Raw genomic sequence first — 24,752 nt, forward strand, 5'->3', positions numbered from 1 at the left:
ATGAAGATAAGGGTTTTTTCAGCAGACAAGTTCGTTTACCTGGTGGGTTTGAACCTGGCGATCCTCGTCGTGTTGTTTGCCCTGGTCGTGTACGTCTTGGCCGTTAAGTCAGCGCCGTCGGTCTTCTCGCTCGGGGCGGGCCTGTTAGGCTCCGTCTGGAACACAGACGAGGGTAAGTTCGGTCTCCTCGCACCCCTTTTGGGTTCTGTCCTCGTGACTGTCTACTCGATACCCCTAATCATTGTGTTTTCCATACCCTTAGTGGTTTTAGCGGAGGAGTACTTGAGGGGTTTAGCCGGCAAACTGGTTAACCTCGTGATCGACCTGTCTGCGGGCCTTCCCACGGTGATCTACGCGTACATAGGCCTAGCTTTCATGTCCAACGTACTGAAGGACTGGTTGGAGAGGCCCCTGCACGAGTTGCTCGGCTTTTTGCCTCTATTCGCCTGTAGACCCCTGACGGGCCAGAACCTCATGACCGCCACGGTGATCCTCTCGATCTCCGCAGTACCCTACATGGCCGCACTGGTCAGGGAGTCTCTTAGAATGATACCGAAGTCCTACGTGGAGGCGTCCTACAGCATAGGGCTCTACAAGGAGGAGGTCATACTGATGAAGCTCTCGATGGTAAGGCCGGCAATAGTCTCAGCCCTACTACTATCGTCCAGCAGGATCCTGACCGAGACCACTATAGTGTCACTAGTCGCGGGCAACCAGTACGTGATAACCCCCTGCGCCCTCTCGCCGGTGTCGACCATTCCCTCTCTCATAGTGAACAACTTCGGCTACTCCGTCATGTACCCCCTTCTCGACAGCGTGTTGTTCGCCTCGTCCCTGATACTCTTCGTTCTATCCCTGTCGCTGAACGCGGCTGGTCTCTACCTCAACAAAAGGTTCAGGGTGGTGGTAGGTGAGTAGACGGCGGTCTCTCAAGGTCGCCCTCGTCAAGGCCTCCATACTGACCTCCGCGCTCGTGTCCCTGACCCTGATACTCGTAGTGCATATCGTGGTGGTTGTGTACGGCCTCCCCCTTGCACTACTGAACGGGCTGAGCCTGCTGTACGCAACCCCACCCCTCCCCAACCAAGACGCCCCGGTTGGTGGTGTGGGCCCCAGCCTAGTAGGGACTCTCGTGTCGTCGGGTATCGCCGTCGCCTTGGCGACCCCCGTGGCCCTCATCGCCGCGTTCACTATGGTCGAGTACAAGGGGAGATGGTTCGTCGACTTCCTGAGAGTGGTCTTCACGAGCCTGTACGGGCTACCGACGATCACGATTTCTGTCATAGTGTACAGCCTACTGGTCATACCCATGAGGGCGCAGAGCCTCTTGGCCGGCTCCCTATCGCTGGCTCTAGTGGCGCTACCGGTAGAGATATCGTACCTAGAGGGCGTCTTTTCGAGCATCCCCGAGACATACCGCGAAGCCGGCTACGCGATCGGGCTCACGAGGTGGTTGGTATTGAAGAGAGTACTGATAGGGATCGGAAAGTCGGGGGTGGCATCAACTGTGGCACTGACCCTGGCGAGGGTGATGGGGGAGACGGCGCCGCTCCTCTTCACGATCGGCAACGCCATCAACACCTACCCCTCTTCGCTCTACAGCCTACTCCAGCCTTCGTCCACTATCACGACGCTCATTTTCACCCTCTCGAGCTCTCCATTCCCCTCACAGTTCCAGTTCGCGTGGGCCGCTTCACTAGTCCTCTACGTCGTATACGCTGCTCTATTCGCGTTGTCTCGGATGGTGAGGGGTGTGGAGCTGTGAGGTGCCATATCCGGGCAGTAGACTTCCACTTGTGGATAAACGACGTGGAGATCCTCAAAGGAGTCGAGTTCTGCGCGCCCAAGAACTCGATCTCGGTCATAGTCGGACCAAGCGGCTCGGGTAAATCGACTTTCCTTAAGAGCATAAACAGGATAGTCGAGCTTAATACCAACGTGAGGAGGAGTGGAGACATACTCTTGAACGGTGGGAGCCTCTTCGACATGGACCCCGTAGACGTGAGGAGGCGAGTAGCCATGGTGTTCCAGGTACCCAACCCGTTCCCCCACCTGACGATCTTCGAGAACGTGGCGCTCCCAGCCAGGGTCAACGGTGTGGCCAAGGACAAGGGTTCCTTGAAAGAGCTGGTTAAGTGGGCCCTGGAGAAAGCCATGTTGTGGGATGAGGTGAAGGACAAACTGGAGAAGCACCCCCACGTGTTGAGCGGGGGCCAGAAGCAGAGGCTGTGTATAGCTAGGGCTCTTGCGATGAAGCCGGAGGTTCTACTTCTAGACGAGCCAACGGCGAACATCGACGTGATAAACGCGAAGAAGATCGAGGAGACCCTCAGAGAACTGAAGAACGAGATGACGATTGTCATGGTGACGCACAACCCGAACCAGGCCCTCAGGATCGGGGACTACGTGAATGTCATGTTCGACGGCAAGGTTATCGAGAGCGGGCCCGTGGGCGATATTGTCTTGAAGACTAGGAACGAGCTCGCTATAAAGCTCTTGAGCGAGGGGTGGTGACGCGGTGGAGGCCAGTAAGACTGTAACAAAGATCGTCGAATCGATCTCCGAGGAGACCTTTAAGTCCCTCGACATAATCATGTCTTCCCTCAAGGCCGGGTCGATAACCGACGGCGACTACATAGAGCTGTACCAATCGACTCTGAGACAACAAATGCTGAGACGTGAACTTTACACGTACGTGTTCGAGTCGATCGCGAGGTATAGGCCTGTGGGGAGGCTGCTCTGGTACTACACCGTCCTCCTCGACGCCGCCTACGACCTGTACAGGATCTCCAGGTACTCGTGGGAGATCGCCAGAGTTGTGAAGATCTTTGGAACGGTTGACGTTGGGAGGGACGTCTACGAGTCGCTATCCGAGGCCGTGAAGGAGCTGAAAGCCTTCGTGAACAAACTACTGAGAGGCGAGACTGACACCATCAACGTGGACAGACTCCTCGAACTCGAGAAAGAGAGCGACGAGAGGTACCTCACAGCGCTTAAGGCCGCGGCGGCGAAGAGGGTGTTTTCCAAGGAAGAGGTAGCCAGGCTACTGATACTCAGGCACGTCGAGAGGATGTTGGACCACGTTGAGTACCTGGCCTCCAGGATCGCGCACTAGGGAGATGAACCTCCAGGGCATTGGACCCGACCCTTTGAACGCTTACTTGGAAAAATGAGCGGGAGCGAGAGGCGCGGTTGTTGATCTCTTCGCTGCCCTTAACTTTTATAGAGGACTAGCTCCTCCCTCAAGTCCTCAAGGTTAATTAATTAAGCGTTCGACCACATTGTGTAATGGGTTGGTGAGCGTTATGTTCGTCACACACCTGAAGTGCAGTAAGTGTGGGAGGGTATACAAGCTAGAGGAGAAGCCTGTCACGTGCGTCAACAAGGACTTGGGAAGGCTCGACGTCTACTACGACTACGAGGCGATCGCCTCAAGTGTAAGCAGGGAGGAGCTGGCCAAGAGGCCTTTCTACATGTGGAGGTACAAGGAGTTCCTGCCGGTCCCCAGCGATGAGTATATAGTCACGCTCGGTGAAGGCGGCACCCCCCTACTGAAGGCGAAGAGGCTCGGCGAGAGGCTCGGCCTGAAGAACCTCTACTTGAAGGACGAGACCAGGAACCCGACCGGTAGCTTCAAGGACAGGGCAATGAGCGTCTCGGTCTCTATGGCAAAGTACTTCGGGTTCAAGAGAGCGGTTATTGCGAGCAGCGGTAACGCCGCTGCTTCACTGGCCGCCTACGGCGCTAAGGCGGGCATCGAAGTATACGCGTTCGTGCCCGACTTCGCCGGCTTCGGCAAGATAGCCCAGCTCCTATACTACGGGGCCAAGGTCTTCAAGGTAAAGTGGACCGAGGCAGAGGACCCCACCGTTAAAATGATGAGAGTACTCAGCGAGAGGTACGGCTTCTATCCCAGCCCCAGCTTCGGGGTCTTCAACCCCTACCAGATAGAAGGCCCGAAGACCATCTCCATGGAGATCGTCGAGCAGTTGGGCTGGAGGCTACCAGGCCAGGTATTCGTTCCCACAGGTGCCGCGAGCCTCCTCACAGGCGTCTTCAACGGCTTCAGGGACTGGAACCAGGTCGGCTGGATAACCGGGTACCCGAAGCTGGTGGCTGTTCAGCCGGAGGGCAACTACCCGTTCGTTAGGGCGTGGATGGAGAGGGCCGACCCCGACAAGATAAGGCCGTGGGAGAAGCCGCCGGAGACGATCGCTACAGGGTTAGAAGACACGTTCCCGTGGGATGGAGACGCCGGCCTCAGAGCGCTTTACAAGACTAACGGTTACGGTGTCGTGGTGAAAGACGACGAGATCGTAGAGGCGATGAAGCTGCTTGCCAGCCTTGAAGGGGTCTTCGCCGAGCCCAGTGGAGCGGCGGGCTTAGCAGGCCTGATCAAGGCGATTGAGGACAGACAGGTCGACAAGGACGAGACGGTGGTCGTGTTAGTGACCGGGCACGGCCTGAAAGACCCCGACATAGTCAAGAAAACCGCAGGCGACGTACCCTTAATCAACCCCGCCGAAGAAGAGTTCTTCGCGGCCGCAAGGAAGTACTACGGGTCAGAGTTCTGAATTTAATCGCCTGTTTAAATCCTTCTTTTACTCCTTCTCTTAAAGTAATTTTATAATTTAAAAAAGCGTATAAACTACCAAGGAGGGGTTGGATGGTCGAGCTCAGGCTATCGAAGTTCTTCGAGGGCATTCACCACACGAGAGAGGGCAGGCCCTACTTCAAGGCCTACGCCGCCGGCGAGTGGGTCGAGTCCTCGGAATGGACCCCGGTCTACTCTCCAATAGACGACACGGTCATAGGCTACGTACCTAGACTGACCTACAAGGACGTCGATAAGGTAGTGGGCAGGGTCTACGAGCAGGGGAGGTGGAGTATCAGGAACACCCCGGGTTACAAGCGCGTCTCCCTCATGTTAAGGATAGCCGACCTCTTAGAGAAGTACTCTGAGGACTTCGTTCAGGCTCTCGTCTTGAACACCGGCAAGACCTATGCCCAGGCCAAGGGGGAGTTGAACGCTAGTATCAGCAGGTTGAGGGACTCGACACTCGACGCCAGGAAGGTGCCCGGCGAGTACATTGCTGGCGACTGGGACCAGTCTACACTGGAGACCGAGGCCATCGTGAGGAAGGAGCCCTTCGGCGTAGTCCTCGCTGTGATCCCCTTCAACTACCCGCTGTTCGACTCCGTTAACAAGTTCGTCTACAGCGCTATCAGCGGTAACGCGGTGGTCATAAAGCCGCCCAGCGCAGACCCTCTACCCGTCTTGATGTTCGCCAAGGTGGTAGAGGAGTCGGGCTTCCCGAGGGACTCCTTCGCCGTACTGACGCTGCCGGGCAAGGAGACAGACCCGCTCGTCGCTGACAGGAGGATCTCCGTGGTCAGCCTCACCGGGAGCTCGTCGACGGGTAGGCACGTCCTCGCTGTGGGAGGTGTGAAGCAGTACATCATGGAGCTGGGCGGAGGCGACCCCGCTATAGTCCTCGCGGACGCCGACCTAGATCAGGCTGCGAGAGCTGTGGCAGCTGGCATTTACAGCTACGCAGGCCAGAGGTGCGACGCCATCAAGCTTATACTGGTAGAAGAAAAAGTGTACGAGGAGTTCAAGAAGAGACTTGTCGAGGAGCTCAAGAAAGTGAAAGTGGGCGACCCACGCGACTCCACGACTGTTATGGGCCCACTGATAAGCAGGGATGCCGTCGAGAACATGATGAGCGCGGTTGAAGACGCCCTAGCGAAGGGCGGTGTCTTACTCTACGGGGGGAGGCGCTTAGGCGGCAATTACGTTGAGCCTACACTAGTTGAGATCGCCTCCCACGAACAACTCGTTGAGACGAGGCTCTACAAGGAGGAGGTCTTCGCACCCGTAGCCCTGATAACACCGTTCAAAGACCTCGACGAGGCTATAAAGATCGCCAACGGGAGGGAGTACGGACTAGACGCCGCTGTCTTCGGGAAGGACCTAGACCGGATCAGGAAAGTCATCAGGTACCTCGAGGTAGGCGCCGTGTACGTCAACGACATGCCGAGGCACGGTATCGGCTACTACCCGTTCGGTGGTAGGAAGAGTAGCGGTATTGGTAGGGAGGGCATCGGCTATAGCGTAGAGTACGTCATGACCACGAAGACCGTCATATTCAACTTCAAGGGCAAGGGCGTGTACAACTACCTCATTTAAGGCGGGCTCAGATTTTTCTCCCTCCCCCCGTTCTCTCATTTCAGGTGCCAGCCTCTTGCCTCTAGTGCTCGTCAGGAGTAAAAGGAGGGTTATAGCGAACTACAGGCCCCTAGTAGTGGTCGAGTCTATCGCCGTACACGGGGAGACGGTTGTAGCCGTAGGCAGGTACGAGGATGTGAAGAAGGCACTAGCGGGGTCGGAATACACCGAGGTGGATTCCGAGTATGTATTAGCCCCCGGCTTCGTGGATGCCCACGCACACCCGGACTCGCTGGGCTATAACCTGGTTCTCGGAGGTAGGATGGAGGCCTCGAGCATTAAGGACGTTTTGGAGAGGCTCGGGGAAAGCAGAGCCGTCGCTGGCTGGGTGATACCCCCGAGGTTAGACCCCTCCAGCCTCAGGGAGGGTAGAATGCCGTACTACTGGGAGATAGACGCTTACGTCCGCGACAAGCCAGTCTTGCTACAGCACATATCGGGCCACATGGCCTCCCTGAACAGTATGGGGTTAGACCTGGCTAGAGAAGTGCTGGGACAGATCAAGTTTGGAGACCTAGAGAAGGGCTGGATCTACGAAGAAGACCTGTGGAGACTCCTGACACACATCAGGTCGTCGATGCGAGAACCAGAGCTCGAAGAAGCCCTGCTACTTGGCCTGAGAGAGTTCGAGTCCAAAGGTGTGACGGCGGTCGGGGCGGCAGGTCTCTCTCGTAGAGAGGTCGAGGCGTTTAAGAGGCTTGACGAGGAGGGTAAACTCCCTATAAGGGTCTACGGCTACGTGATGTACACTGGAGGGCCAGACTTCGACTTTGACTACGTCGAGAGATTGGTGAACGAGACTTGGAAAGACAGCTCGAGCAAGTTCAGGGTCAACGGTTTAAAGGTGATCCTAGACGGTGCGCTAGGGCCGCGAACGGCCTACCTATCCGACGACTACTCTGACGAACCAGGGAGACGGGGCTTCTTGAACTACAGCGAGGAGGAGCTCGAAAAGATCTTCGCCGAGGCGAGCCGTAGGAATCTCCAGGTCGCGGTTCACGTGATCGGAGACGCCGCTTTAGAGGTGGCACTGAGGGCCGCGAGGAGAGTGAGGAGCCTCCATCTAAGGTTGGAACACGTCTCCCTAGTCAGGGACGACCAACTCGGATACATCGGGGAGCTCGGGCCGGTACTCGTAGTGCAACCCCACTTTGTGATCGCCGATAAGTGGATTACGCAGAGAGTGGGGTGGGGAAGGGTCTGGTGGGTCTACAGGTTCAAAGAGCTGGAGAGCGTCGCGGTCACAGCGTACTCGACAGACGCCCCTGTAGAACCAGTAGACCCGTTCGAGACGGTCTACGCCGCCGTCACGAGAGGCCTGTATGATGACGTGGACTACGCCCGCGCGACTCTCAGGAACGCGGTCACCGTAGCCGAGGCGCTCGCACACTACACGGTAGACGCTGGGCTCGCCCTCGGGGACCCGAGGCTAGGCTACCTGCTACCAGGGTGCTACGCAGACATAGTGGAGCTGAGCGACGACCCTCTCCTCCAGTACGACCCTGCTAAAGTCCGTGGTCTGAAAGCCAGGGTTGTCAAGTTGATAAAGGGGTCTTAGTAAACTAAGTCTTGGTAGAACATGAGCGTCTACAAGCCGAGGAAACCGGGGAAAAAGGACGTACTGAGCGAGGGTTTAAAAGACCTCAGCCCAAACTTGAAAGAGCACGCCAAGAAGACGCTCAGCGACAAGAAGTAGACTTCTAGCCCAAGTTCTTCACCAGCCTGTACTCCCTCCCGCTGTGGAGGATTACTAGGGCTTCTCGTCTAAGCTCCTCGAAAAGCGCTCTCTCTACGGGGTCTAGCCTCTCGACATCCTCCACCGACAAGGGGAACTTCTTAGAGAACTCGGCCAGGAACCTCCTATCAACGACAAGGTTCCCTACCTGGACCACAGCTCCTTCGATCCTCCACTGCTCCAGCATACCCGGGTACTGGGCTAGGGCCTCCTGGACGCTCATCACAGGCTTCGGCGGCCTCGGCAGCTGTCTACCCCGCTCCGCTTCGCCTCTAGGAGGTTCGGGTACTCCGCTCTGCTCGCTAGCCTTAGCAAACTTCGCCACGATCTCCTCGACCCTCCTCAACCTCTCCTCGAGGTTCCTGATCCTCTCCTCGAGTAGTCTCCACTTCTCCTCGCTAGGCGTCTCTGTAACACTCGTCTCTGGTACCCGTGCTTCAGCTGGCGGTTCCACGACTTGCTCCCTCCCCACCTCCTCGACTCTACTGGTTTTCGTCCTCGATAGTAACCACTCCCCTCTCTGAGTAATGTAGAAGCCCCTCCCCTCCTTTCGTACAAGGCCCTTGTCCCTCAACCTCTGGAGTACGTTCCTAGCGAGGGTAGGGGAGATAGCGAGGTAGCCGGCTACGTCTTTGACCGATACACCCGGGTTCTCCATCACGAACCTGAGGATCTTGGCAGTTAAGGTCTCGTCCTTGCCCAAATCGTCCATCACGCCGTGATCTCTATTGTTTTGACACCTAAATATATAAAGCAATTTTATCGTCTTAGTTAGGTTGGCAGAACGGTGTTGCTTATGCCTTCCCAGCTATTCGACGAGGAGACAGAGCAGGCTCTGAAAGAGATATTCAAGACGTTCAGCAGGCCCGTCAAGGACTACTTGGTAGTGCTATCGTTGAAGGAGGCTGTGGAACATACTCACGAACATGAGCATGAACACGAACATCACCACCATCACCACGCCTACTTCAGCCTAAAACCAGCGGTGGTAGAGGAGTGCCCGACTTGTGGCGAGGCATGGATGCTAGCGACAGAGCTGTCCAAGATCAGCAGCGGGGCGCTCAGCTTCGAGGTCGTCGAGAAGCAGAACGCGAAGGACCTGAGACCAAGGTACCTGCCAGCCTTTATCTACGGGTCCAGCGGGCTTAATATCAGGTACTACGGGCTACCGAGCGGGCAGGAGTTCGCACCTTTCATATACGTACACCAGTACATCGCGACGGGGGAGGTGAAGCTGTCCAGCAAAGTAAAGGAGGTCGTGGAGAGTGTTGACACCCCGCTCCACGTAAAGATCTTCGTCACCCCCGAGTGCCCGTACTGCCCGATCGTCGTCGACTACTTCAACCAAATGGCCCTGGTAAACAAGCAGATATGGGTTGAGACGATAGAGGCTCTCGAGCTACCCTACGAGGCCGACATGTACGGCGTCCAGGCCGTACCCTACGTCACGATAAACAAGATGGAGGACTACGACGAATACGGTGCAGAACCCGTCGAGATAATACCCGGCTACGTGCCCCCAGAGCAGGCCTCGAAGGTGTTAGCTAGAGCGGAGAGGAAGATCAAGAGGGGGGATACTAGTGGAAAGAAGTAGGCCTGCGGGCAACCCGACCGCGCGTGCCGAGGACTACCTAGAGGCAATCTACATACTGTCTCTAAAAGGTAAGCCGAGAGTCAGGGAACTCGCTAGAAGGCTCTGCGTGTCGCCTAGTAGTGTTGTGGAGTTTCTCAGGAGGCTCGCTGAGCAGGGTTACATCACTTACAAGAAGGGCGGCGAGATAAAGCTGACGGAGAAGGGGCTGGATGTAGCCAAGAGGATATACGAGAGACACCAGGTACTAACAGAGTTCCTGACGTACATCGGGGTACCCCGGGACATAGCCGAGATAGACGCGTGTAGAATCGAGCACTTACTACACGACGAAACAGTCGAGAGGATAACCGAGTTCGTGAAGAAGCTGTCACGAGAGCAGGGGTAAGTCACGCGAGTAAAGTCATTAGCTTAGCGCTTTTAACACCCTTAACCTTCCTCAACTCCTCGAAGAGCTTGGCCACCTCCCCGCCTTTCCCCCGGACGAATATGGCGAGGAGGCAGTTCCTCTCGTCAAGGTGGATGTGGGTGGCAGAGATTACCAGGCCTAGGTAGTGGTGCTGTATGTCTGTCAACTCGACGTCGGCACGGTCCATGCCGTGGTCGTAGAGGAGCCCTATAACCGCTGTGACGTTGTCGCTCCTCAGGAACTCCTCTTCGGCCAGGTAGTTGTAGAGGGCGAGCTGTACGATCCTGCTGAGGCTTAGGCCTTTTTCATCCCTTACCTTGATCAGCTTCTCGGCTATATCCTCGGGGAGGTAGACGCCGATTTTCAAGGCCGTAAAGACGACACCCCTCGGCATACCAATGTTTATAGAACCGAATATTTTTCAACTTAAGAGTGGAGATGACCGGAGCCCTCCTACCTGAGATGTGATGACTTCACGGACCGGGGGATCCACGTTCACCTGCCACTAGTCGGATGAAGAGGGCGATAACGACTACGAGTACAGCGAGGACCAAGAGAACTGTCCACCTGAACTGCCCCTCGGGCGGGACGTAGGTTGTTGTCGTGGTCGTCTCCTCCGCGGGCGGCGACTCCGATCTTGTGAACACCGGCGTCAGGCTCCCGCAGAGCGTCGTGAAGTTCTGTACTGTCGGGTGGAGGGGGTCTAGGACGTTCAGGAGCGAGGTGTTAGAGGCGTAGACCACGTAGCCCTCGAGAGCTACAACGGGTGGCGGACTCTTCGCCCCCGTCACGTTCGAGGCTAAGACGACGAAGCTCCTCGGGGTGATGATCGTCTTGACGTCGAAGTACCTCGACGCGTTGCTGAGGACCACCTTGAGCAGCCTGTAGTTCAGGTCCAAGACTAGTGTAACGTTGAGCCTGCTCCCGCTGAGTGTGCTTACGTAGTACCAGTTGTTCTGGTCACCGGCCATTGCGTAGGCCTCAATGCCCTCCCCCGGGGGTTTCATCAAGATTACCCCGTAGGCTTCCACGCCCTTCTCCGTGAAGAACATGGCCAGTACGCCGTAGTCTCCGAAGAAGTCGATGTCCAGGTCGACGTATGCCAGGTAGCTCTCACTAAGCGTGTTTAACTGGCATGAAGCCAGCGTCACGGGGGAACCGCCCGTGGTAACCGGCAGCAGCTGTAACACGGCCAGGAGTAAGACGAGGACGCCTAGAAGATGGTGAGGCCCCGTAAAACTCATGAAGCCACCTTTTCTCTGGGCCACCACCTAGTGTATACCGTCTCCGTGACTAAATAGTTTGTTATGACGCCTACAACCTCCTCCTCGATCTCGCCGCCAGGCTTGAGAGCCACGCCATTTACCATGAGTACGTCCTCGCTGCCATTGTAGAAGTAGACTAGGTCAACGCTATACCCTCTGGCTACCAGCACCTCAACGATCGATTTGAGCGTGATCACCAGCCGCCCTAGGTCCCTCGTGGGCGATAGGGTCACGGATATGGTTACGTGCCTCACCACGACACCGTAAATCATGTCCCGTTAATCCGCCTTTATATCGGGAACCCGATTAATATCGGGATATTATTCTGTTAATCCTACTTCAAGCCGCTTTAAAAGAGTCCAGCGTGGATTCAAGCATGGTGCTACGCGTTGATTGGCATGGCCAAGATGTACCTCGTCGAGAGGTGGCGGGAGCTACTCAGGCAGATGGACCTCTACTACCTTAGGCTCTTGGAGGACGCCATCGAGAAGGAGGCCGAGATTAACAGTAAAGGCGAGTTGACGGCGGAGGACAAGCTGACCCTCATCTACGTAGAGGTGGTTAAGAGGGTCGTAGCCGAGGAGCTGAGGGTCGACTACGACTCAAGCCTGGGTCTGGACATAGACGAGTCTCTGCTGAGCAAGCTAGGGGCTTACGCCGAGCCCGTTTGACCTAGAGACTGTTTTTAAGACTCTTAAACCATTAAGGGAAAATGACTTGATAGCATAGTGGTGGTTTTTACTTGGACAACGTCATAGAGGGTATTAGCAGTTTTGTTAAAACCGTCAGCTTTCCCGCCATAGTGCCCGTTAACTTCATACCCTGGAACGCGGCCACGGTCACAGGCCGGCTCACCGAGGAGCTAGGGGTAGACGGGTTTATCTTCTTGACGAGGTGGGAGGTAGCGAACATAGTAGAGGAGAGCCTCCAGCACATACAGAAGGAGATAAACATAAAGTACATAGGGGACTACAAGTTCCAGAGGTCTTTGTTGAAGGACGACATCTTCGAGAACTCCTTCCTCATCAGGAACGTCCTCGAGGTCGTGCGCTGGCACAACAAGGAGAAAGTGATAGTTGACCTGACTATGACGACCGGCGAGCTAGCCTCCGCCACTTACTACGCTCTGAAAGACCTCCAGCTAGACAACGGTCCGACCTACCTAACCGTGGTGACCACGATCCCGCTCCAGGGAGTGCCGGCGTACCCGGGGAACCCCAGGTGGCTCCACAAAGTCCACGTCTACGGGTCTAACAGAGCGGGCTGGAAAGGAGTGGAGGTGGTCACGGACCCGCCGAAAATCATAGAGTGGAAGGGTACTAGGGGGATATACATCGCGATATCCAAGTTGATAAACTCGCTCTCGGACAGGAGGATAGTAGAGGTCTTCGACGGGCACAAGAAGGAGAGCCCCGAGAGAGACCCAGACGTTGTAGAGTTCTACGTACAGGACGAGATAGAAAACGAGAGGAAGAGGCTGGTCAGCGTAGAGACGTCGGTCGGCCCGGACGAGGAGACCTCGAAGCTCCTTTACAACTCCTGGAGAACCATCTACGACGTTGTGTCCAAGAAGGTCGGGGAGGAGGGGGAGGCAAGGTCTATTGAGAGGATCCTCAAGCAACTGCAGAGGCTGACAGGCTCAGCCGACTTAGTGGTTTCTAACATCATGAGCCAGGAGCTCGGTCTGGAGAGCTACAAGAGGACTAAACTCCACGCGTTTATCAGACACCTCAGGGAGGAGTACGGGAACGTGGCCGTCCTACCGGACACCAACATGTTCTACCAGGGCCTCCACATGAGCTTGCTCAAGGCGAGTATTAGGAACAGCAGCCCGTGGAGCCCCGTACCCAACGTAGAGGTGTACGTCCCCATATGCGCGGAGGCGGAGGTGAACGGGAAGATAGCCGCCACATCCTCGACCTCTGAGACGCTTGTGGAGAGGTTCTCTTATATAATGGCGCTCATGGCAAACAGAGTTCTGCAGGAGATCAAGTACCACTACAAAGCGAAGACCCTACCAGCTATATCCCAGCCTTGCGAGGCCTCGGTTGCCGTTGAGTCGTCTAACCTACAACAGAAGGTCGTACTCCTCCTCACGGCAGACAGAAAGGCGTTCAACGCGTGGCAGACCTTCAACGTGTGCCGTGGCAATATTGTGTGCGGCTACATCGACCACGACGACTCGCCTCTCAACACGAACACTCTCTACTCTAAGTTCTACGCGAGCATAGTCCTGGCGAACGTAGTGTTTACAACGAGCCTGTTCACAAGAGTAGTCGTTAGGTCTAAGAAGGGCTCTGTTGTATTAAACGTGAACAAGCTACGGGGGGCTACAGCACCCTCGATAGCGATAAATAGACTCGAAATCAAAGCTTGAAAAGAGGTGCCTGGATGAGCAACCTACTCGAGAAGGCCCGAGATAACCCGTGGCAGCTCGCCCTCGAGTGCAGGGCTGGGGGCTGCGACATCGTAGAGACCGGTAGAGCCCTAAGACACCTCCTACTGAACGATACGGCTCGAGGCCTCGAGCTCCTAAGAGCTCTCAAGTCCAACCTAGACCCGTTCATCTTCCTGGAGCTGCTCGCCAGCGCTGTCGACCCAGATCTCCTCGACTGGGTCGAGGCGAGTGTCAAGAGCGAGGTGATAATCGACAGTTTTAGAAAGGGCAAGCTCAACGACGTCTACGGGTATGTGTCGTTGATAGAGCTAATGCCGTTCCTGGGATTGGGCGATGAGGCGGCACACATAGCGTCAGACCTGTTGAAGAGGGCCTGCGAGCTGTCGAACGCCGAGGAAGCGAGGGCTGCCGAGCTGGTCAGGCTTGTCGCCAACGGGCCCATAACCACTCTAGGACTCGATAGAGTCGCACAGGTGATCTCGGTCGTCGAGCCCGAGGGCTGCCACGTGTGTTGTCTAGAGGTCTTCGTCGAGATGCTGAATTCGGTCGTCCTCTCTTACCCCCCGAAGAGTCTCTTCGCCCACAGGACTCTGCTCGCAGGGATGAGCGAGCTCTTAAACAAGGTGCTGAACAAGGCGCTTGAAGCCGTGGAGTCTGATAAGGAGGTGTCTACCAGGGTCTTCAGGGGGGTGAGCGCGCTCCTCTCGCAACTCCGCTCTCTCGCCAGCGAATCAAGGAGCCACGAGGAGTTCTCAGCCCTGAGGTCTAGTGTGATAGATAGACTGGGGGAGCTGGGTAAAAAATTAGGGCTAGACCGGGAACTCGGCTCACTTGATCGAGCTCTTTAAGTACTCAACTCCAAGACCGAGGTACGCCAGTACTTCGATGAACCCCAGCATCTCCGAAGCGCTCCCAAACGTCTTCTTGATTGTGTATGCGTCCAATCTCTCTGCCCCCGTCATCTCGGCTACATCGGCCACTAGGTTGTCCCTGAACTTCACCGCGAGAGTGTAGGGGGGCTGGAGGAGTATCTTGAACTCGTGCTTGCTCTTCAACCTGTCAACAGCCGTCCTTAGACCCCTGTCTAGCTCGTCTAGTACTCTACTCAGCGACGGGTAGACTGCTGCGTACCGGGAGAGCCCCTTCTTCAGCTCGACGAATACGATATTCGTGGAAAGGGTCTCTACTTCGCTCCTCAAGTGAGCGTCGCCCGCCACTAGGATGACCGGGACGCCTTTCTCCCTCGCGTAGAGGGAGTTTATCAAAAACTCACTGGCCTTAACCCCGTTAACGTACACCTCGTAGAATACCCTTCCACTCATCGTGTGGTCTAGGAAGCCCTTCGTGGTCCCGGCCGCTGAGTGGTAGCCTATGAACAAGGCCGCGCTAAAGCTCCCGTCTAGCATGGTCAACATCGAGTATGGTCGTGGGTAGCCCTGTACGAGGTAGACGCCGTCGGGGACAGAGGCGTAGTCTATGTTCGTCATTAGCCCGTGGCTATCTGCCAAGTACACCTCGCTGAAACCCAGCTCGAGTAGTCTCTTGGAGACGAACTCGGATATCCTGGTCATGACCTTGACAGCCGTCGAGAACTGCGTCTTCTCGGGGCTAGTCATAGTGGTTGAGGCGATGCCGGGCAGCCCCTCTAGGTCTATCGATACGTACGCCTTCATATACACCACGTTTAAACTCTTATTAATTGTCTAGAATATATAGGTAAAAACAAACCTAGCGTTCACTCAGGAGGATGAGTTTTGTATAAGGGCTTGTTTGAGGGGGCTTTAGACGTGGTAGTCCTAGACGTCGACAACGAAGACGTCACGCCTATCGAGATCTACAGCGCGCTCTCAAGGATCGCGGTTGCCAAGAAGAACAGGAGGTTCAACTTGGTCTTCCTGACCAAGCTCGACCACGTTAAGTTCTACGAGCGTTACCGCGACATGATTTCGAGCAACATCTCTCTAACGCTATCGATCAAGAGGGTGAGGGTCGAGAGCTGTGAGGACGCTTTAAAGAACCTCGGCACGCTTATAACCGGCGCAAGGATACCCATCATTGTGGCCAGCGAAAAGTGCGCTAACCTACTGAAGGGCTTCTACAACGCCGAGGTAGAGGTGGTCTAGTGGGCTACGACGTGGTCCTCACAACAGACAGAACTATGATGACCAACCACCACGGTAAAGAGTTCCTGGGGTTCGTGGCGACCGGCCCTCCGATAGCTCTTCCGGAGAAAGTGTGGCTCTGGATAACGGCGCCAAGACCTAAAGTCGACGAGGAGGGCAAGCCCCTGGAGGCACCTTACGGGATGAGGAAGGTCGAGGCCAAACTCGTCGAAGCCGGGTTCAAAGCCGCCATTATCGACCCCGACTACCTGGGGAAGCACCTGGACTCTATGAAGGTCCTCATGTTCAGCCACCACGACTACTTCGCATACGGGCCCCCGAGCAGCGAGTGGTGGAGTATCACCGGCCTAGAGCCGGTGAACAGGAGGAGTTTTAAGCGGCTCATGGAGAGCCCGCCTGTGAGGAGGGCTAAAGAGAAGGGGGTCAAGTTCATCGTGGGCGGGCCCGCCGCCTGGCAATGGCTCTGGGAGCTCGACCTTTGGAAGAAGTGGGGCGTCGACACGGTGATTGACGGGGAGGGGGAGAGGGTTGTGGTAAAGCTGGTCGAGAAGGCGCTTAACAACGAGGAGCTACCGGAGTACGTCTACGTGGGTCCGTCCGACTCCCCCAGCCTCGACGAGATCCCTGTCATTAAGGCCCCCAGCGTGAACGGGCTCGTCGAGATAATGAGGGGTTGCCCGCGCGGGTGCAAGTTCTGTAGTGTCACCTTGAGACCCCTGAGGTTCATCCCGCTGGACAAGATCCTGGCCGAGGTCGAGGTTAACGTCAGGAACGGCGTGAAGGGCGTTATACTCCACAGCGAGGACGTCCTACTGTACCAAGCAGACGGCGTTAAGCCGAGGCCGGAGCCCCTTATCAAGCTCCACAAGGCGGTGCTCGAGAAAGTGGGTGACGGCAGCTTCGCCTGGTCTCACGCTAGCCTGGCGGCTATCAAGTACGCCGAGGAAGAGCACCGTTTGATCTCAAGGCTCATGAACGATTACGTGCTGACCAGCGGCAGGAAGTTCCTCGGCGTAGAAGTGGGGATCGAGACCGGGAGCGTCAATTTGGCCAAGAAGATAATGATAGGCAAGTCTGCCCCGTACCCGCCGGAGATGTGGCCTGATATAGTCGAGGACGCGTTCCGCATAATGCACGAGAACAACATAATCCCTGCCGCGACCCTGATACTGGGGCTCCCAGAGGAGACGCCCGACGACGTCGTCAAGACCTCCGAGCTGCTGGACAGGCTGAGGGCCTACAGGAGCATCATAGTCCCCATGTTCTTCGTACCGATGGGCGCCCTCAAGAAGGGCGACTGGTTCTTGAAAGACCACGTAGAGAGGGAGCACATAGAGGTACTCTACAAGACCTTGAAGCACACTACGTATTGGGCGAGGGAGATCATGAACAAGTACTATTTCTCCTCGCCCCTCCACGCGCCTCTGCGCTTCATACTCAGATACTTCGTGTGGTACGTGAACAGGAGGGCCGACGAGTTCATTAAGAGCCTAGAGTATCAGTTAAAAAGCTAATTTCGTCGATATCTATCACAAACAACGATTACAAGACAACGGTGGAGTAGATGGAGAGATTGTACATCACCACGCCGATATACTACCCTAACGCCCCCCCTCACATAGGGCACGCCTACACGACCGTTTACGCGGACGTCCTTGCCAGGTATAACAGGTTGGTGGGTAGGAAAGTCTTCTTCTTGACGGGCAACGACGAGCACGGCCTCAAAATACAGAGGGCGGCCGAGAAGGAGGGTATTACCCCGAAGGAGTTCGTAGACAAGATGGCCGGTGTCTACAGGCAGTACTGGGTTATGCTCAACATAAGCTACGACCACTTCATAAGGACGACGGACGGCTACCACGAGAAGGTCGTGTCGGAGGCTTTCAAGAGGCTCCACGAGAAGGGGTTGATCTACAAGGCCAAGTACGCCGGCTGGTACTGCGTGGACTGCGAGAGGTACTACTCGCCCGGCGAGTACGTACTGGTCGACGACAAGCCTCACTGCCCAATACACAACAAGCCCCTGGAGTGGCTGGAGGAGGAGACGTACTACTTCAAGCTGAGCGAGTTCAAGGACTACGTTACTAAGACGCTGTCTGAGACCGACATCGTCTACCCGCCATCCTACGCCAAGGAGGTATTGAACCGCGTCCAGGCCGAGGGCCTGAGAGACGTCTCCGTGGCCAGGCCGAAAGACAGGGTCGCGTGGGGCATACCCGTTCCCTTCGACCCGGACTACACCATCTACGTCTGGTTCGACGCTCTGCTCAACTACGTCAGCGGGATAGGATACATGACAGACGAGGTCCGGTTCCAGGGGTACTGGCCGTGGGCGCACCACGTCATAGGGAAGGACATACTGTGGTTCCACACAGTGGTGTGGTTCTCCCTCCTGAAAGCCCTCGACATACCCCCTCCCAGGAGGCTGATCGTACACTCCTTCCTGATAAACAGAGGCCTAAAGATCGGGAAGAGCGCTGGCAACGTGATCCCCATCGAGTTCCTCGTGGAGAGGTACAACGGGAGCGACGGAGCCAGGTACGTGCTGATGAAGTTGTTCAACTTAGACAAGGACGTGGAGGTCACGATAGACCTAATGGACTCAATATACAACTCTGAGCTGGCCGACACCTACGGTAACCTCGTAAGGAGGGTGGGGGTCCTAGCGGCCAAGAAGGTGAAGGGGAAGGTGTACAGGAGGGACGTGGACAAGAAGATAGAGGAGAGCATCGAGACAGCCCTGGGCAGGTACGTTGAAGACATGGAGTCCCTCGAGGTTTCCAGAGCGCTCTCGGAAGTCCAGGAGCTTGGTAAAGCCCTGAACACCTACATAAACGAGGTCAAGCCCTGGGAGAAGAGCGACCCGAGCAAGGAGCTCTACAGCCTCCTTGAGGGCATAAGAGCCGTGACCGTCATGCTGTCACCCGTAACGCCGAGGGCTTCGACAGTGATATCCGAGAGCTTCGGCTTCAAGCTCGTGTCCCCACGCGACTTCAGGGTGGGCAGCGTGGAGAGGTACAACATAGTCGAAGCCCCCATACTGTTCAGGAAAGTGCAGGCTAGAAGGGAGTCTCCAAGTGGTGGGGAGAGTCCACCTAGCGGTTGACGTAGGGGCGACATGGACCAGGCTCGCCGTCGCCGTCGACGAGGTGTTTGTCAAGAAGGTAGTTGTTAGGACCCCCCGCGAGGGCGGCAGGCTGGCAGTCGCAGAGGAGGTCGCCCGGACGTTCGAGAAGGAGTTCAAGGAGTACCGCGAGAGGGTCGAGGCCGTAGGCATCGGCACCATCGGCCCCCTAGACATGAGGCGGGGGGTTGTCGTGAACACCCCAAACCTCCCCCTGGGGACGTTCGAGCTTAAGAGGCCGCTCGAAGACTTCTTCAACAGGCCGGTGTACGTGGTGAACGACGCTGTGGCCGGTGTCCTGGCCGAAAAGTACTATGGAGGGGGCGTGGGCTACAACAACCTCGTCTACGTCACCATAAGCACTGGCGTGGGGGGAGGGGTCATAGTGGACGGCCGCGTCATACTAGGGAAGGACGGTAACGCGCACGAGATCGGGCACATAGTCGTAAACTACGACTCGGGCCTCAGGTGCGGCTGCGGAGGCTACGGCCATTGGGAGGCGTATGCTGGGGGGGCCAACATACCCAGGCTCGCTAAGTACGTTGCCGAGAGGAATCCCTCGATAGTAAAGGTGTCTGTTATCGGTGAGAAGGCCGCGAGCGGGTCTTTAGAGCCGCGCGAGGTATTCGAGGCGGCCAGGAGAGGCGACCCGCTGGGCCGGCTGATCGTCGAAGAGATAGTCAAGGCGAGCGCTGCGGGCCTCGCCAGCGTGATAAACGCGTACGACCCGGAGTACGTATCGATCGGAGGGAGCGTATTCCTGCACAACACCGACCTACTCTACCAGCCCGTCGTTGAGATCGTTAAAAAGAACATTGTGGTGAGACCTCCCGTCATAGCCCCCACGAAGTTGGGGGACGACGTAGTACTGTACGGCGCCCTAGCGCTAGCTGTCTACAGGCCCGTCTAGGCTTGACTCCGGGTTCGCCTAGTGTAGGCGGCTCGCTATCAAGGACGTCTCTACGGCGGCTGCCGCCAGCAGGACTAGCGAGCCCACTACGATGGTCTTCCATGGAGAGCCTTTCCCGCCCGAAAGTTGAGCTGACGCCACGGTGAATACGGCGTAGCCGAGCAGCTCGATGGGGGTGTGCGGCATTATGAAAAGTAGTGGCGTGGCCTCGCCGCTGGCTAGTAGAGCCCCGTATATCACGCCACTGTTAGACAGGCCGTAGCCCACTACGAGGGGGCCTAGTAGGGGCGGGGTGGAGGACATAGCTATGGAGAAGTTGTTGAGGAAAATGTAGAAGAGGATGCCGAGAAAGCCGAGTTTGTAAGCCTCACTCGCCAACGACTCGAAGAGCTTTGCCAGGTTTGTGTACGTTGTATAGCCGGCAAACCCCACGAGCGTGGAGAACGCCAGCCCTAAGTAGATAAGGCCGTAGCTAACCGCGAGCCCTCTGATGGGCTTGTCCGAGAGCTTCAACCCCGTGTAGGACAGCGCGAGCCCGAGTACTACCGCGAAGTGGACATGGGCGTACAGGCCTAACCACGCTAAGAGGGCGTCTAGCCCTCCCACTGCTAGAACAACCCCGAGGACACCGTTCAGCGTTAAGTCCGGGTGGTCTACCCCTAATAGCCCCCTCCTTGAGGGCGGGTTTGGGTGCTGACCGTGAATTTCCTCAACGTGCTCGTTGTAGAGCGAGACGACTCTCCACGCCCAGTAGGAGAGGTATAGCCCGAGCGTCGCGGCCGTTAAAAAGACGTCTCTCACGAGGTCCCCAGGGCTGACGGGCTCGATCGTCCACACCCCGAACAGGGCTTTCTCTTCAACTCTAATGTGCTCTCTAATACTCTTCTCCACGTAGTATAGGATCGCTATGTACCCTATCCCGCCGACTAGTAAGCTGAGGAGTAAACCAGTTACAGGGGAGGGCAGGCTCCTAACCTCCCTCCTCTCCTGTAGGTAATTAAGCACGTTCTCGAAGTTCTCCTTTCTAGACCAGTAGTAGACAACTACAGCGCTGTCGTAGAAGTGTAGAGAGGCTTTCTTTAGCAGCGTGTAAGACGCGACGGCTGACGACACGAGGAAGCCGGTGAACATGACTGTGAGGGCTCCCAGGACTAGCCAAGGCACAGAGCTCGAGGTGATGAAGTAGGCTAGCTCGGCGATCAATCCCACGGAGGCGGGGAATAGGAGTAGCCCCGGTAGCACGAACAGGCCCTTGCCGATCTTCTCGAACTTCATACCCCTTACGTACTCCTCGACCAGCGCGTAGTCTCTAACAGTCTCGCTCATGGAACTCCCGCTCGGTCTTGACATGATTTTGGCTGGAAAACTAAATATAGTTTAATATAGTTTAGAGTTTAGACCGTGCAGTTTGCGCCGCAGACCTTCGCCAAATATACGGCCAGCTTTTTGTCATCGAACGACATGTACCTTAAGTACTCGTCTACGAACCCCATGAAGTCGATTAAGAAGTCGCGGTAATTTTTTCTCCTGTAATCCGATATCACGTCGTTAAGTGCGTCCAGGAACTCCGCGTGCCTCTTCAAGTGGTTGTCGTAGCCCTGTTTGTCGTAACGGAAGTAACCGTACTTTACCATGAGGGCCTCTTCAAGCTTGAAGTGCCTGTTCCTCGTGTGGTCGACTAGCGTCTGGAGATCTCTGCCTGCACCTTCTATGTCCCCCTCCATGATTTTGTCGAAAATGTCTCTAATCAGCCTGAACATCTCTGTGTGAACCTCGTCTAAGACCCTCAGTCCTAAAGCAAACACCCGCTCGTGGCTTGTAAAGGGGGGCCTGGCATCGTAGACCATCAACTCCTTCGGGCCCTCACTACATACCTCCTCGCTCAGCCCCTCGACGAGTACCTTGTCGTCTGTACTCAACATGTATGCTGTGTGACCACCCTGTTTCACGACTAAGAGGGTGTTCGACTCCTCGTTCACTATGTGCTCGATCAACTCAGTGTTCTGCGTCTCGACCAACTTCCTCAAACTGATCTCGTAGAACTGGACGAGTTCCTCGATGCTCAAAAACGGGCTAACAACCCGCTTTCTAAACCTTATACAGGACATAGAGGGCACCGCTTGTGTGAAAGGGGTGTAGAGCCCCCCTTTTAAAGTTTTAGTCTAGGCTTAATACGCTTATAGTCATCACATATCTAAGGTGTTGAGATGAGTGAGCACGGCACCGGGAAGAGGAGGGTCGACTTAATAAAGTTGAAGATAGTGGACCACGCTCTTAAAGTCCTCGAGACGGTAGTAGCTCTCGAGACCCTCTTCTCCGCCTCGCTGGTGGGCTCTCCCGAGCTAGACAGCCTGTTCGAGAAAGTGTACAGGCTCGAGAGAGAGGCCGATAAGCTGAAGAGGGAGATAATCTCCGAGCTCAGGATGGCGTACGTACACCCGATCGATAGGGAGGACCTGTTGAAGATGGTCACGCTCGTTGACGACATAGCCGGCTTCAGCAAGTCCGCCTCCAAGAGGATACTGGCCTACACGAAGGGAGGCCTGAGGGTGGACGAGCCCTACTCTAGCGACATTAAGACGATCATTGAGGCCTCTCGCAAGGCGGTGAACGAGCTGGTTGACACGATTAAGTCGGTGATCGAGGGGGCGACAAGCTCGCTCGAGAGGTTGGGCAACGTAGAGAAGCTCGAGAAAGAGGTTGACGACTTGAGGTTGAAGATACTCGAGGAGCTGTACAAAGAGTGTGTGGCAGCCCTGTCACCGAAGTGTGTGATACTCCCCGGGCTGGTCGACGACCTCGAGTCTATTACGGACGTGTGCGAGGACGTGGGGGTAATACTGAAGCTGATGTTCAGCAGGAGGCTCTAGAATATACAGGGTCGTGCCGAAGCCATGTACGTTGCCCTCATCACGGCTGCCGGGGAGAGCACCAGGTTCCCCGGGAACAAGTTACTGTACAGGTACTCTGGCGACCCCCTCATAGCGAGGTCTGTTAGGTCCGCGCTCGACAGCAGAGTAGAGAAAGTAGTCGTCGTAGTAGGGTACATGAGGGAGGCTGTAGCAGAGCTCCTAAAGGACTACTTCGGCTCTACCAGTAGAGTCGAAGTGGTCGAGAATCCCTTCTACAAGGAGGGGATGAGCCGGAGTATCAAGGCTGGGCTCGAGTACGCTCTCCGTAAGTACGGGGGCCTAAGGGCCGTCCTAGTGTCGCCCGGCGACGCTGCTTGGATCCCCGGGGTAGTCTACGACATCCTTATAGACAAGCACGAGGAGTTCGGCTGGAACATAGTAGTCCCGACGCACCAGAAGAGGAGAGGGCACCCAATACTGTTCTCCTCGCACGTGATACCCTACCTCATGAGTATCGACGAGGAGACCCGGGGACTTAAGAGAGTAGTGAGGGACTTTTGGTTCGAGGTCAGGGAAGTCGAGCTCCCCTACCCCTCGATACTACTAGATTTGGACACTATAACAGACCTCAACAGAGTTAAAGAGCAGGCGTGGGTCTAACTTTAATGTGGTGACTTGAGACGTACTAAACAGAGGTCCGGGGCCTCCATGCCCTCGCCTGTGGACGCGAGGATTAAGCTGCTATACGAGAGGTCCGCCAGCTCGAAGAAGGTCGTAGAGTCTATAAGAGAGGAGGCCTCTAGGGTGGGGCGTGAAGTAAGGATCATGAACTTCTGCGGGACGCACGAGTGGACTATCACCCACTACGGTATAAGGAGCCTCATGCCCGAGAACGTCAAGCTCATCGCGGGGCCGGGCTGCCCCGTTTGCATAACTCCGGGGTACTACGTCGACACGCTCGTCAAGCTAGCCCTCGAGGGCTACCACGTCCTGACCTACGGCGACAGCTTCAGGTTGCCTGGGTCGAGCCTCAAACAACCGAGGAGTCTCTACGACGCCAAGGCGTACGGCGGCAGGGTCACAGTAGTCTACGGCTTCAACGACGCCGTCGAATTAGCCTACCGGAACAAGGGCGAGACCTTCGTTTTCTTCGCGGTAGGCTTCGAGACTACAATGCCCTCGACCGCTGTACCGCTCGTTCGGGGTAACCTACCGGAGAACCTGCTCATTTTCCCAGCCTACAGGCTTACACCGCCCGTTATGAGGTTCTTGCTAGAACAGCACCCCGAGGCCCGTATAGACGGCGTTATCGCGCCAGGACACGTCTCGTCCGTGATCGGCTGGAGAAGCTGGTCGTTCCTACCCGAGGAGTTCGGAGTCCCAACAGTTGTGGCGGGCTTCGAGCCCCTCGACGTGCTACTCGCCGTCCTCTTAATCCTGAAGATGATCAACGCTAGGAGACCCAGTATCGTCAACGAGTACACGAGGGTGGTCAAGCCGGAGGGGAACGTCGGGGCTAAAGAGGCTATGTCGCGGGCCTACAAGGTGGTAGACGCCTACTGGCGGGGGATAGGAGTGATCCCCTCGAGCGGTGCGGTCCACAGAGAGGAGTTCAAGAAACACGACGCCAACGCGAGGCTCGGGCTGGAAGAGAGGGTTGCGGACGACAAGCTACCCGGGTGCAAGTGCCCCGAGGTGACGCTGGGGCTCGCAACACCTCTAGACTGCCCCCTGTTCATGAAGGCGTGTAAGCCGGGCAACCCGTACGGTCCCTGCATGGTGAGTGTAGAGGGGACGTGCAGGATCTGGGCCGAGAACGTGCCGGCAATAAGTAGCACGCTGCTTAAAAACAAGTAGAGAATGATTCGCGAGAGCCTCGTACTATTGGGTGTTCCAAGCCAAAGGTGGCAGAGCAGGCAACGAGCAGGGTTTTGAAATGAGCCCTCTTCGCAATACGAGCTAAGCTTCTCTAGGTCCTCGTCTCCTCGCACTACTGTAGAGGCCTCCCTACATTAATCCCATCGATGACGTCGCAACACAACTCTGCTACGAGCAGGTCTACTACTAGCAAGGCCGTCTCTGGTTAAGCTTATTTTTACCACCAGCTTGTGTCATA

26 protein-coding genes are annotated in these 24,752 nt (G+C 56.2%); 19 read left to right on the forward strand and 7 right to left on the reverse strand.

Translation table 11 applies throughout. From position 1 onward, the window contains the following. The 7 genes from WLZ34_RS00275 to WLZ34_RS00305 all read left to right on the forward strand — a co-directional run bounded on the left by WLZ34_RS00275 (window position 1) and on the right by WLZ34_RS00305 (window position 7,787). A complete protein-coding gene (locus tag WLZ34_RS00275; protein ID WP_434731404.1) occupies window positions 1-918 on the forward strand; it encodes a PstC family ABC transporter permease in 918 nt (305 codons plus the stop codon). Beyond that, window positions 911-1,765: a PstA family ABC transporter permease gene (locus WLZ34_RS00280; protein ID WP_434731405.1), complete on the forward strand. Its 855-nt coding sequence runs from the start codon at window positions 911-913 to the stop codon at window positions 1,763-1,765. Before WLZ34_RS00275 ends, WLZ34_RS00280 begins: the two co-directional genes overlap by 8 nt. Further along, complete coding sequence (locus WLZ34_RS00285) at window positions 1,762-2,514, forward strand: phosphate ABC transporter ATP-binding protein (protein WP_434731406.1); 753 nt, start codon at window positions 1,762-1,764, stop codon at window positions 2,512-2,514. The genes WLZ34_RS00280 and WLZ34_RS00285 overlap by 4 nt, the downstream gene beginning before the upstream one ends. 4 nt (window positions 2,515-2,518) lie before the next feature. Next, window positions 2,519-3,115: a hypothetical protein gene (locus WLZ34_RS00290; RefSeq protein WP_428726452.1), complete on the forward strand. Its 597-nt coding sequence runs from the start codon at window positions 2,519-2,521 to the stop codon at window positions 3,113-3,115. A 190-nt stretch (window positions 3,116-3,305) separates the two neighbouring features. Continuing rightward, window positions 3,306-4,574 carry a threonine synthase gene (locus WLZ34_RS00295; protein ID WP_434731970.1) on the forward strand — a complete coding sequence of 423 codons (1,269 nt, stop codon included), beginning with the start codon at window positions 3,306-3,308 and terminating at the stop codon, window positions 4,572-4,574. 92 nt (window positions 4,575-4,666) lie between these two features. After that, the gene (gene gapN, locus WLZ34_RS00300; RefSeq protein ID WP_434731407.1) at window positions 4,667-6,190 is read left to right on the forward strand and encodes an NADP-dependent glyceraldehyde-3-phosphate dehydrogenase; all 1,524 of its coding nucleotides are present in this window, start codon (window positions 4,667-4,669) and stop codon (window positions 6,188-6,190) included. A 64-nt stretch (window positions 6,191-6,254) separates the two neighbouring features. After that, complete coding sequence (locus WLZ34_RS00305) at window positions 6,255-7,787, forward strand: amidohydrolase (protein WP_434731971.1); 1,533 nt, start codon at window positions 6,255-6,257, stop codon at window positions 7,785-7,787. A gap of 142 nt (window positions 7,788-7,929) precedes the next feature. Here WLZ34_RS00305 and WLZ34_RS00310 read toward each other — a convergent pair whose 3' ends face one another. Continuing rightward, window positions 7,930-8,676, reverse strand: a complete 747-nt coding sequence (locus WLZ34_RS00310) for a MarR family transcriptional regulator (protein WP_434731408.1) — start codon at window positions 8,674-8,676, stop codon at window positions 7,930-7,932. 84 nt (window positions 8,677-8,760) lie between these two features. Between WLZ34_RS00310 and WLZ34_RS00315 the strand changes: the two genes are divergently transcribed. Next, entirely contained in the window at window positions 8,761-9,558 is a 798-nt protein-coding gene (locus tag WLZ34_RS00315) for a thioredoxin family protein (RefSeq protein WP_434731409.1), read from the forward strand. After that, window positions 9,545-9,943, forward strand: coding sequence for a metal-dependent transcriptional regulator (locus WLZ34_RS00320; protein WP_434731410.1), 399 nt, complete (start codon window positions 9,545-9,547; stop codon window positions 9,941-9,943). The genes WLZ34_RS00315 and WLZ34_RS00320 overlap by 14 nt, the downstream gene beginning before the upstream one ends. A gap of 1 nt (window position 9,944) precedes the next feature. Here WLZ34_RS00320 and WLZ34_RS00325 read toward each other — a convergent pair whose 3' ends face one another. From WLZ34_RS00325 to WLZ34_RS00335, 3 genes are all read right to left on the reverse strand, one after another. Further along, on the reverse strand, window positions 9,945-10,358 hold the full coding sequence (locus WLZ34_RS00325; RefSeq protein ID WP_434731411.1) for a CopG family ribbon-helix-helix protein: 414 nt from the start codon (window positions 10,356-10,358) through the stop codon (window positions 9,945-9,947). Between the two features lie 79 nt (window positions 10,359-10,437). After that, a complete protein-coding gene (locus WLZ34_RS00330; protein WP_434731412.1) occupies window positions 10,438-11,208 on the reverse strand; it encodes a hypothetical protein in 771 nt (256 codons plus the stop codon). After that, a complete protein-coding gene (locus tag WLZ34_RS00335) occupies window positions 11,205-11,483 on the reverse strand; it encodes a hypothetical protein (protein WP_434731413.1) in 279 nt (92 codons plus the stop codon). Before WLZ34_RS00335 ends, WLZ34_RS00330 begins: the two co-directional genes overlap by 4 nt. Before the next feature lie 135 nt (window positions 11,484-11,618). Here WLZ34_RS00335 and WLZ34_RS00340 point away from each other — a divergent pair, with 135 nt between their 5' ends. The 3 genes from WLZ34_RS00340 to WLZ34_RS00350 all read left to right on the forward strand — a co-directional run bounded on the left by WLZ34_RS00340 (window position 11,619) and on the right by WLZ34_RS00350 (window position 14,475). Next, window positions 11,619-11,900 carry a hypothetical protein gene (locus tag WLZ34_RS00340; RefSeq protein WP_428726459.1) on the forward strand — a complete coding sequence of 94 codons (282 nt, stop codon included), beginning with the start codon at window positions 11,619-11,621 and terminating at the stop codon, window positions 11,898-11,900. Window positions 11,901-11,971: 71 nt separating this feature from the next. Further along, on the forward strand, window positions 11,972-13,606 hold the full coding sequence (locus WLZ34_RS00345) for a hypothetical protein (protein WP_434731414.1): 1,635 nt from the start codon (window positions 11,972-11,974) through the stop codon (window positions 13,604-13,606). 14 nt (window positions 13,607-13,620) lie between these two features. After that, window positions 13,621-14,475 carry a hypothetical protein gene (locus tag WLZ34_RS00350; protein WP_434731415.1) on the forward strand — a complete coding sequence of 285 codons (855 nt, stop codon included), beginning with the start codon at window positions 13,621-13,623 and terminating at the stop codon, window positions 14,473-14,475. Here the strand turns inward: WLZ34_RS00350 and WLZ34_RS00355 are convergent. Next, the gene (locus tag WLZ34_RS00355; protein WP_434731972.1) at window positions 14,455-15,300 is read right to left on the reverse strand and encodes a M55 family metallopeptidase; all 846 of its coding nucleotides are present in this window, start codon (window positions 15,298-15,300) and stop codon (window positions 14,455-14,457) included. The genes WLZ34_RS00350 and WLZ34_RS00355 overlap by 21 nt on opposite strands. Before the next feature lie 81 nt (window positions 15,301-15,381). Between WLZ34_RS00355 and WLZ34_RS00360 the strand changes: the two genes are divergently transcribed. The 4 genes from WLZ34_RS00360 to WLZ34_RS00375 are packed head-to-tail and all read left to right on the forward strand — an operon-like array spanning window position 15,382 to window position 19,784. Beyond that, complete coding sequence (locus WLZ34_RS00360; protein WP_434731416.1) at window positions 15,382-15,750, forward strand: hypothetical protein; 369 nt, start codon at window positions 15,382-15,384, stop codon at window positions 15,748-15,750. Beyond that, window positions 15,750-17,264, forward strand: a complete 1,515-nt coding sequence (locus tag WLZ34_RS00365; RefSeq protein ID WP_434731417.1) for a B12-binding domain-containing radical SAM protein — start codon at window positions 15,750-15,752, stop codon at window positions 17,262-17,264. The genes WLZ34_RS00360 and WLZ34_RS00365 overlap by 1 nt, the downstream gene beginning before the upstream one ends. A 50-nt stretch (window positions 17,265-17,314) precedes the next feature. Beyond that, complete coding sequence (gene metG / locus WLZ34_RS00370; protein WP_434731418.1) at window positions 17,315-18,856, forward strand: methionine--tRNA ligase; 1,542 nt, start codon at window positions 17,315-17,317, stop codon at window positions 18,854-18,856. Then, window positions 18,828-19,784 (forward strand): ROK family protein, encoded by a 957-nt coding sequence (locus WLZ34_RS00375; protein WP_434731419.1) that lies wholly within the window; start codon window positions 18,828-18,830, stop codon window positions 19,782-19,784. The genes metG and WLZ34_RS00375 overlap by 29 nt, the downstream gene beginning before the upstream one ends. An 18-nt stretch (window positions 19,785-19,802) precedes the next feature. Here the strand turns inward: WLZ34_RS00375 and WLZ34_RS00380 are convergent, their stop codons facing one another. Together WLZ34_RS00380 and WLZ34_RS00385 are read right to left on the reverse strand one after the other, a co-directional pair. After that, window positions 19,803-21,110, reverse strand: coding sequence for a hypothetical protein (locus tag WLZ34_RS00380; protein ID WP_434731420.1), 1,308 nt, complete (start codon window positions 21,108-21,110; stop codon window positions 19,803-19,805). Between the two features lie 68 nt (window positions 21,111-21,178). Beyond that, window positions 21,179-21,850 (reverse strand): bacteriohemerythrin, encoded by a 672-nt coding sequence (locus WLZ34_RS00385; protein ID WP_434731421.1) that lies wholly within the window; start codon window positions 21,848-21,850, stop codon window positions 21,179-21,181. A gap of 141 nt (window positions 21,851-21,991) precedes the next feature. On the opposite strand from WLZ34_RS00385, the gene WLZ34_RS00390 reads away from it, so the two are divergent. From WLZ34_RS00390 to hypD, 3 genes are read left to right on the forward strand one after another with little or no spacing between them, the layout of a single operon-like run. Beyond that, the gene (locus WLZ34_RS00390; RefSeq protein ID WP_434731422.1) at window positions 21,992-22,654 is read left to right on the forward strand and encodes a DUF47 domain-containing protein; all 663 of its coding nucleotides are present in this window, start codon (window positions 21,992-21,994) and stop codon (window positions 22,652-22,654) included. Between the two features lie 24 nt (window positions 22,655-22,678). Further along, window positions 22,679-23,296: a nucleotidyltransferase family protein gene (locus tag WLZ34_RS00395; RefSeq protein ID WP_434731423.1), complete on the forward strand. Its 618-nt coding sequence runs from the start codon at window positions 22,679-22,681 to the stop codon at window positions 23,294-23,296. A gap of 48 nt (window positions 23,297-23,344) precedes the next feature. Continuing rightward, the gene (gene hypD / locus WLZ34_RS00400) at window positions 23,345-24,493 is read left to right on the forward strand and encodes a hydrogenase formation protein HypD (protein WP_434731424.1); all 1,149 of its coding nucleotides are present in this window, start codon (window positions 23,345-23,347) and stop codon (window positions 24,491-24,493) included. Window positions 24,494-24,752: the final 259 nt, after the last annotated feature.

Origin of the sequence: Thermogladius sp. KZ2Tp1, assembly GCF_051131135.1 — an archaeon.
Classification (GTDB): domain Archaea; phylum Thermoproteota; class Thermoprotei_A; order Sulfolobales; family Desulfurococcaceae; genus Thermogladius.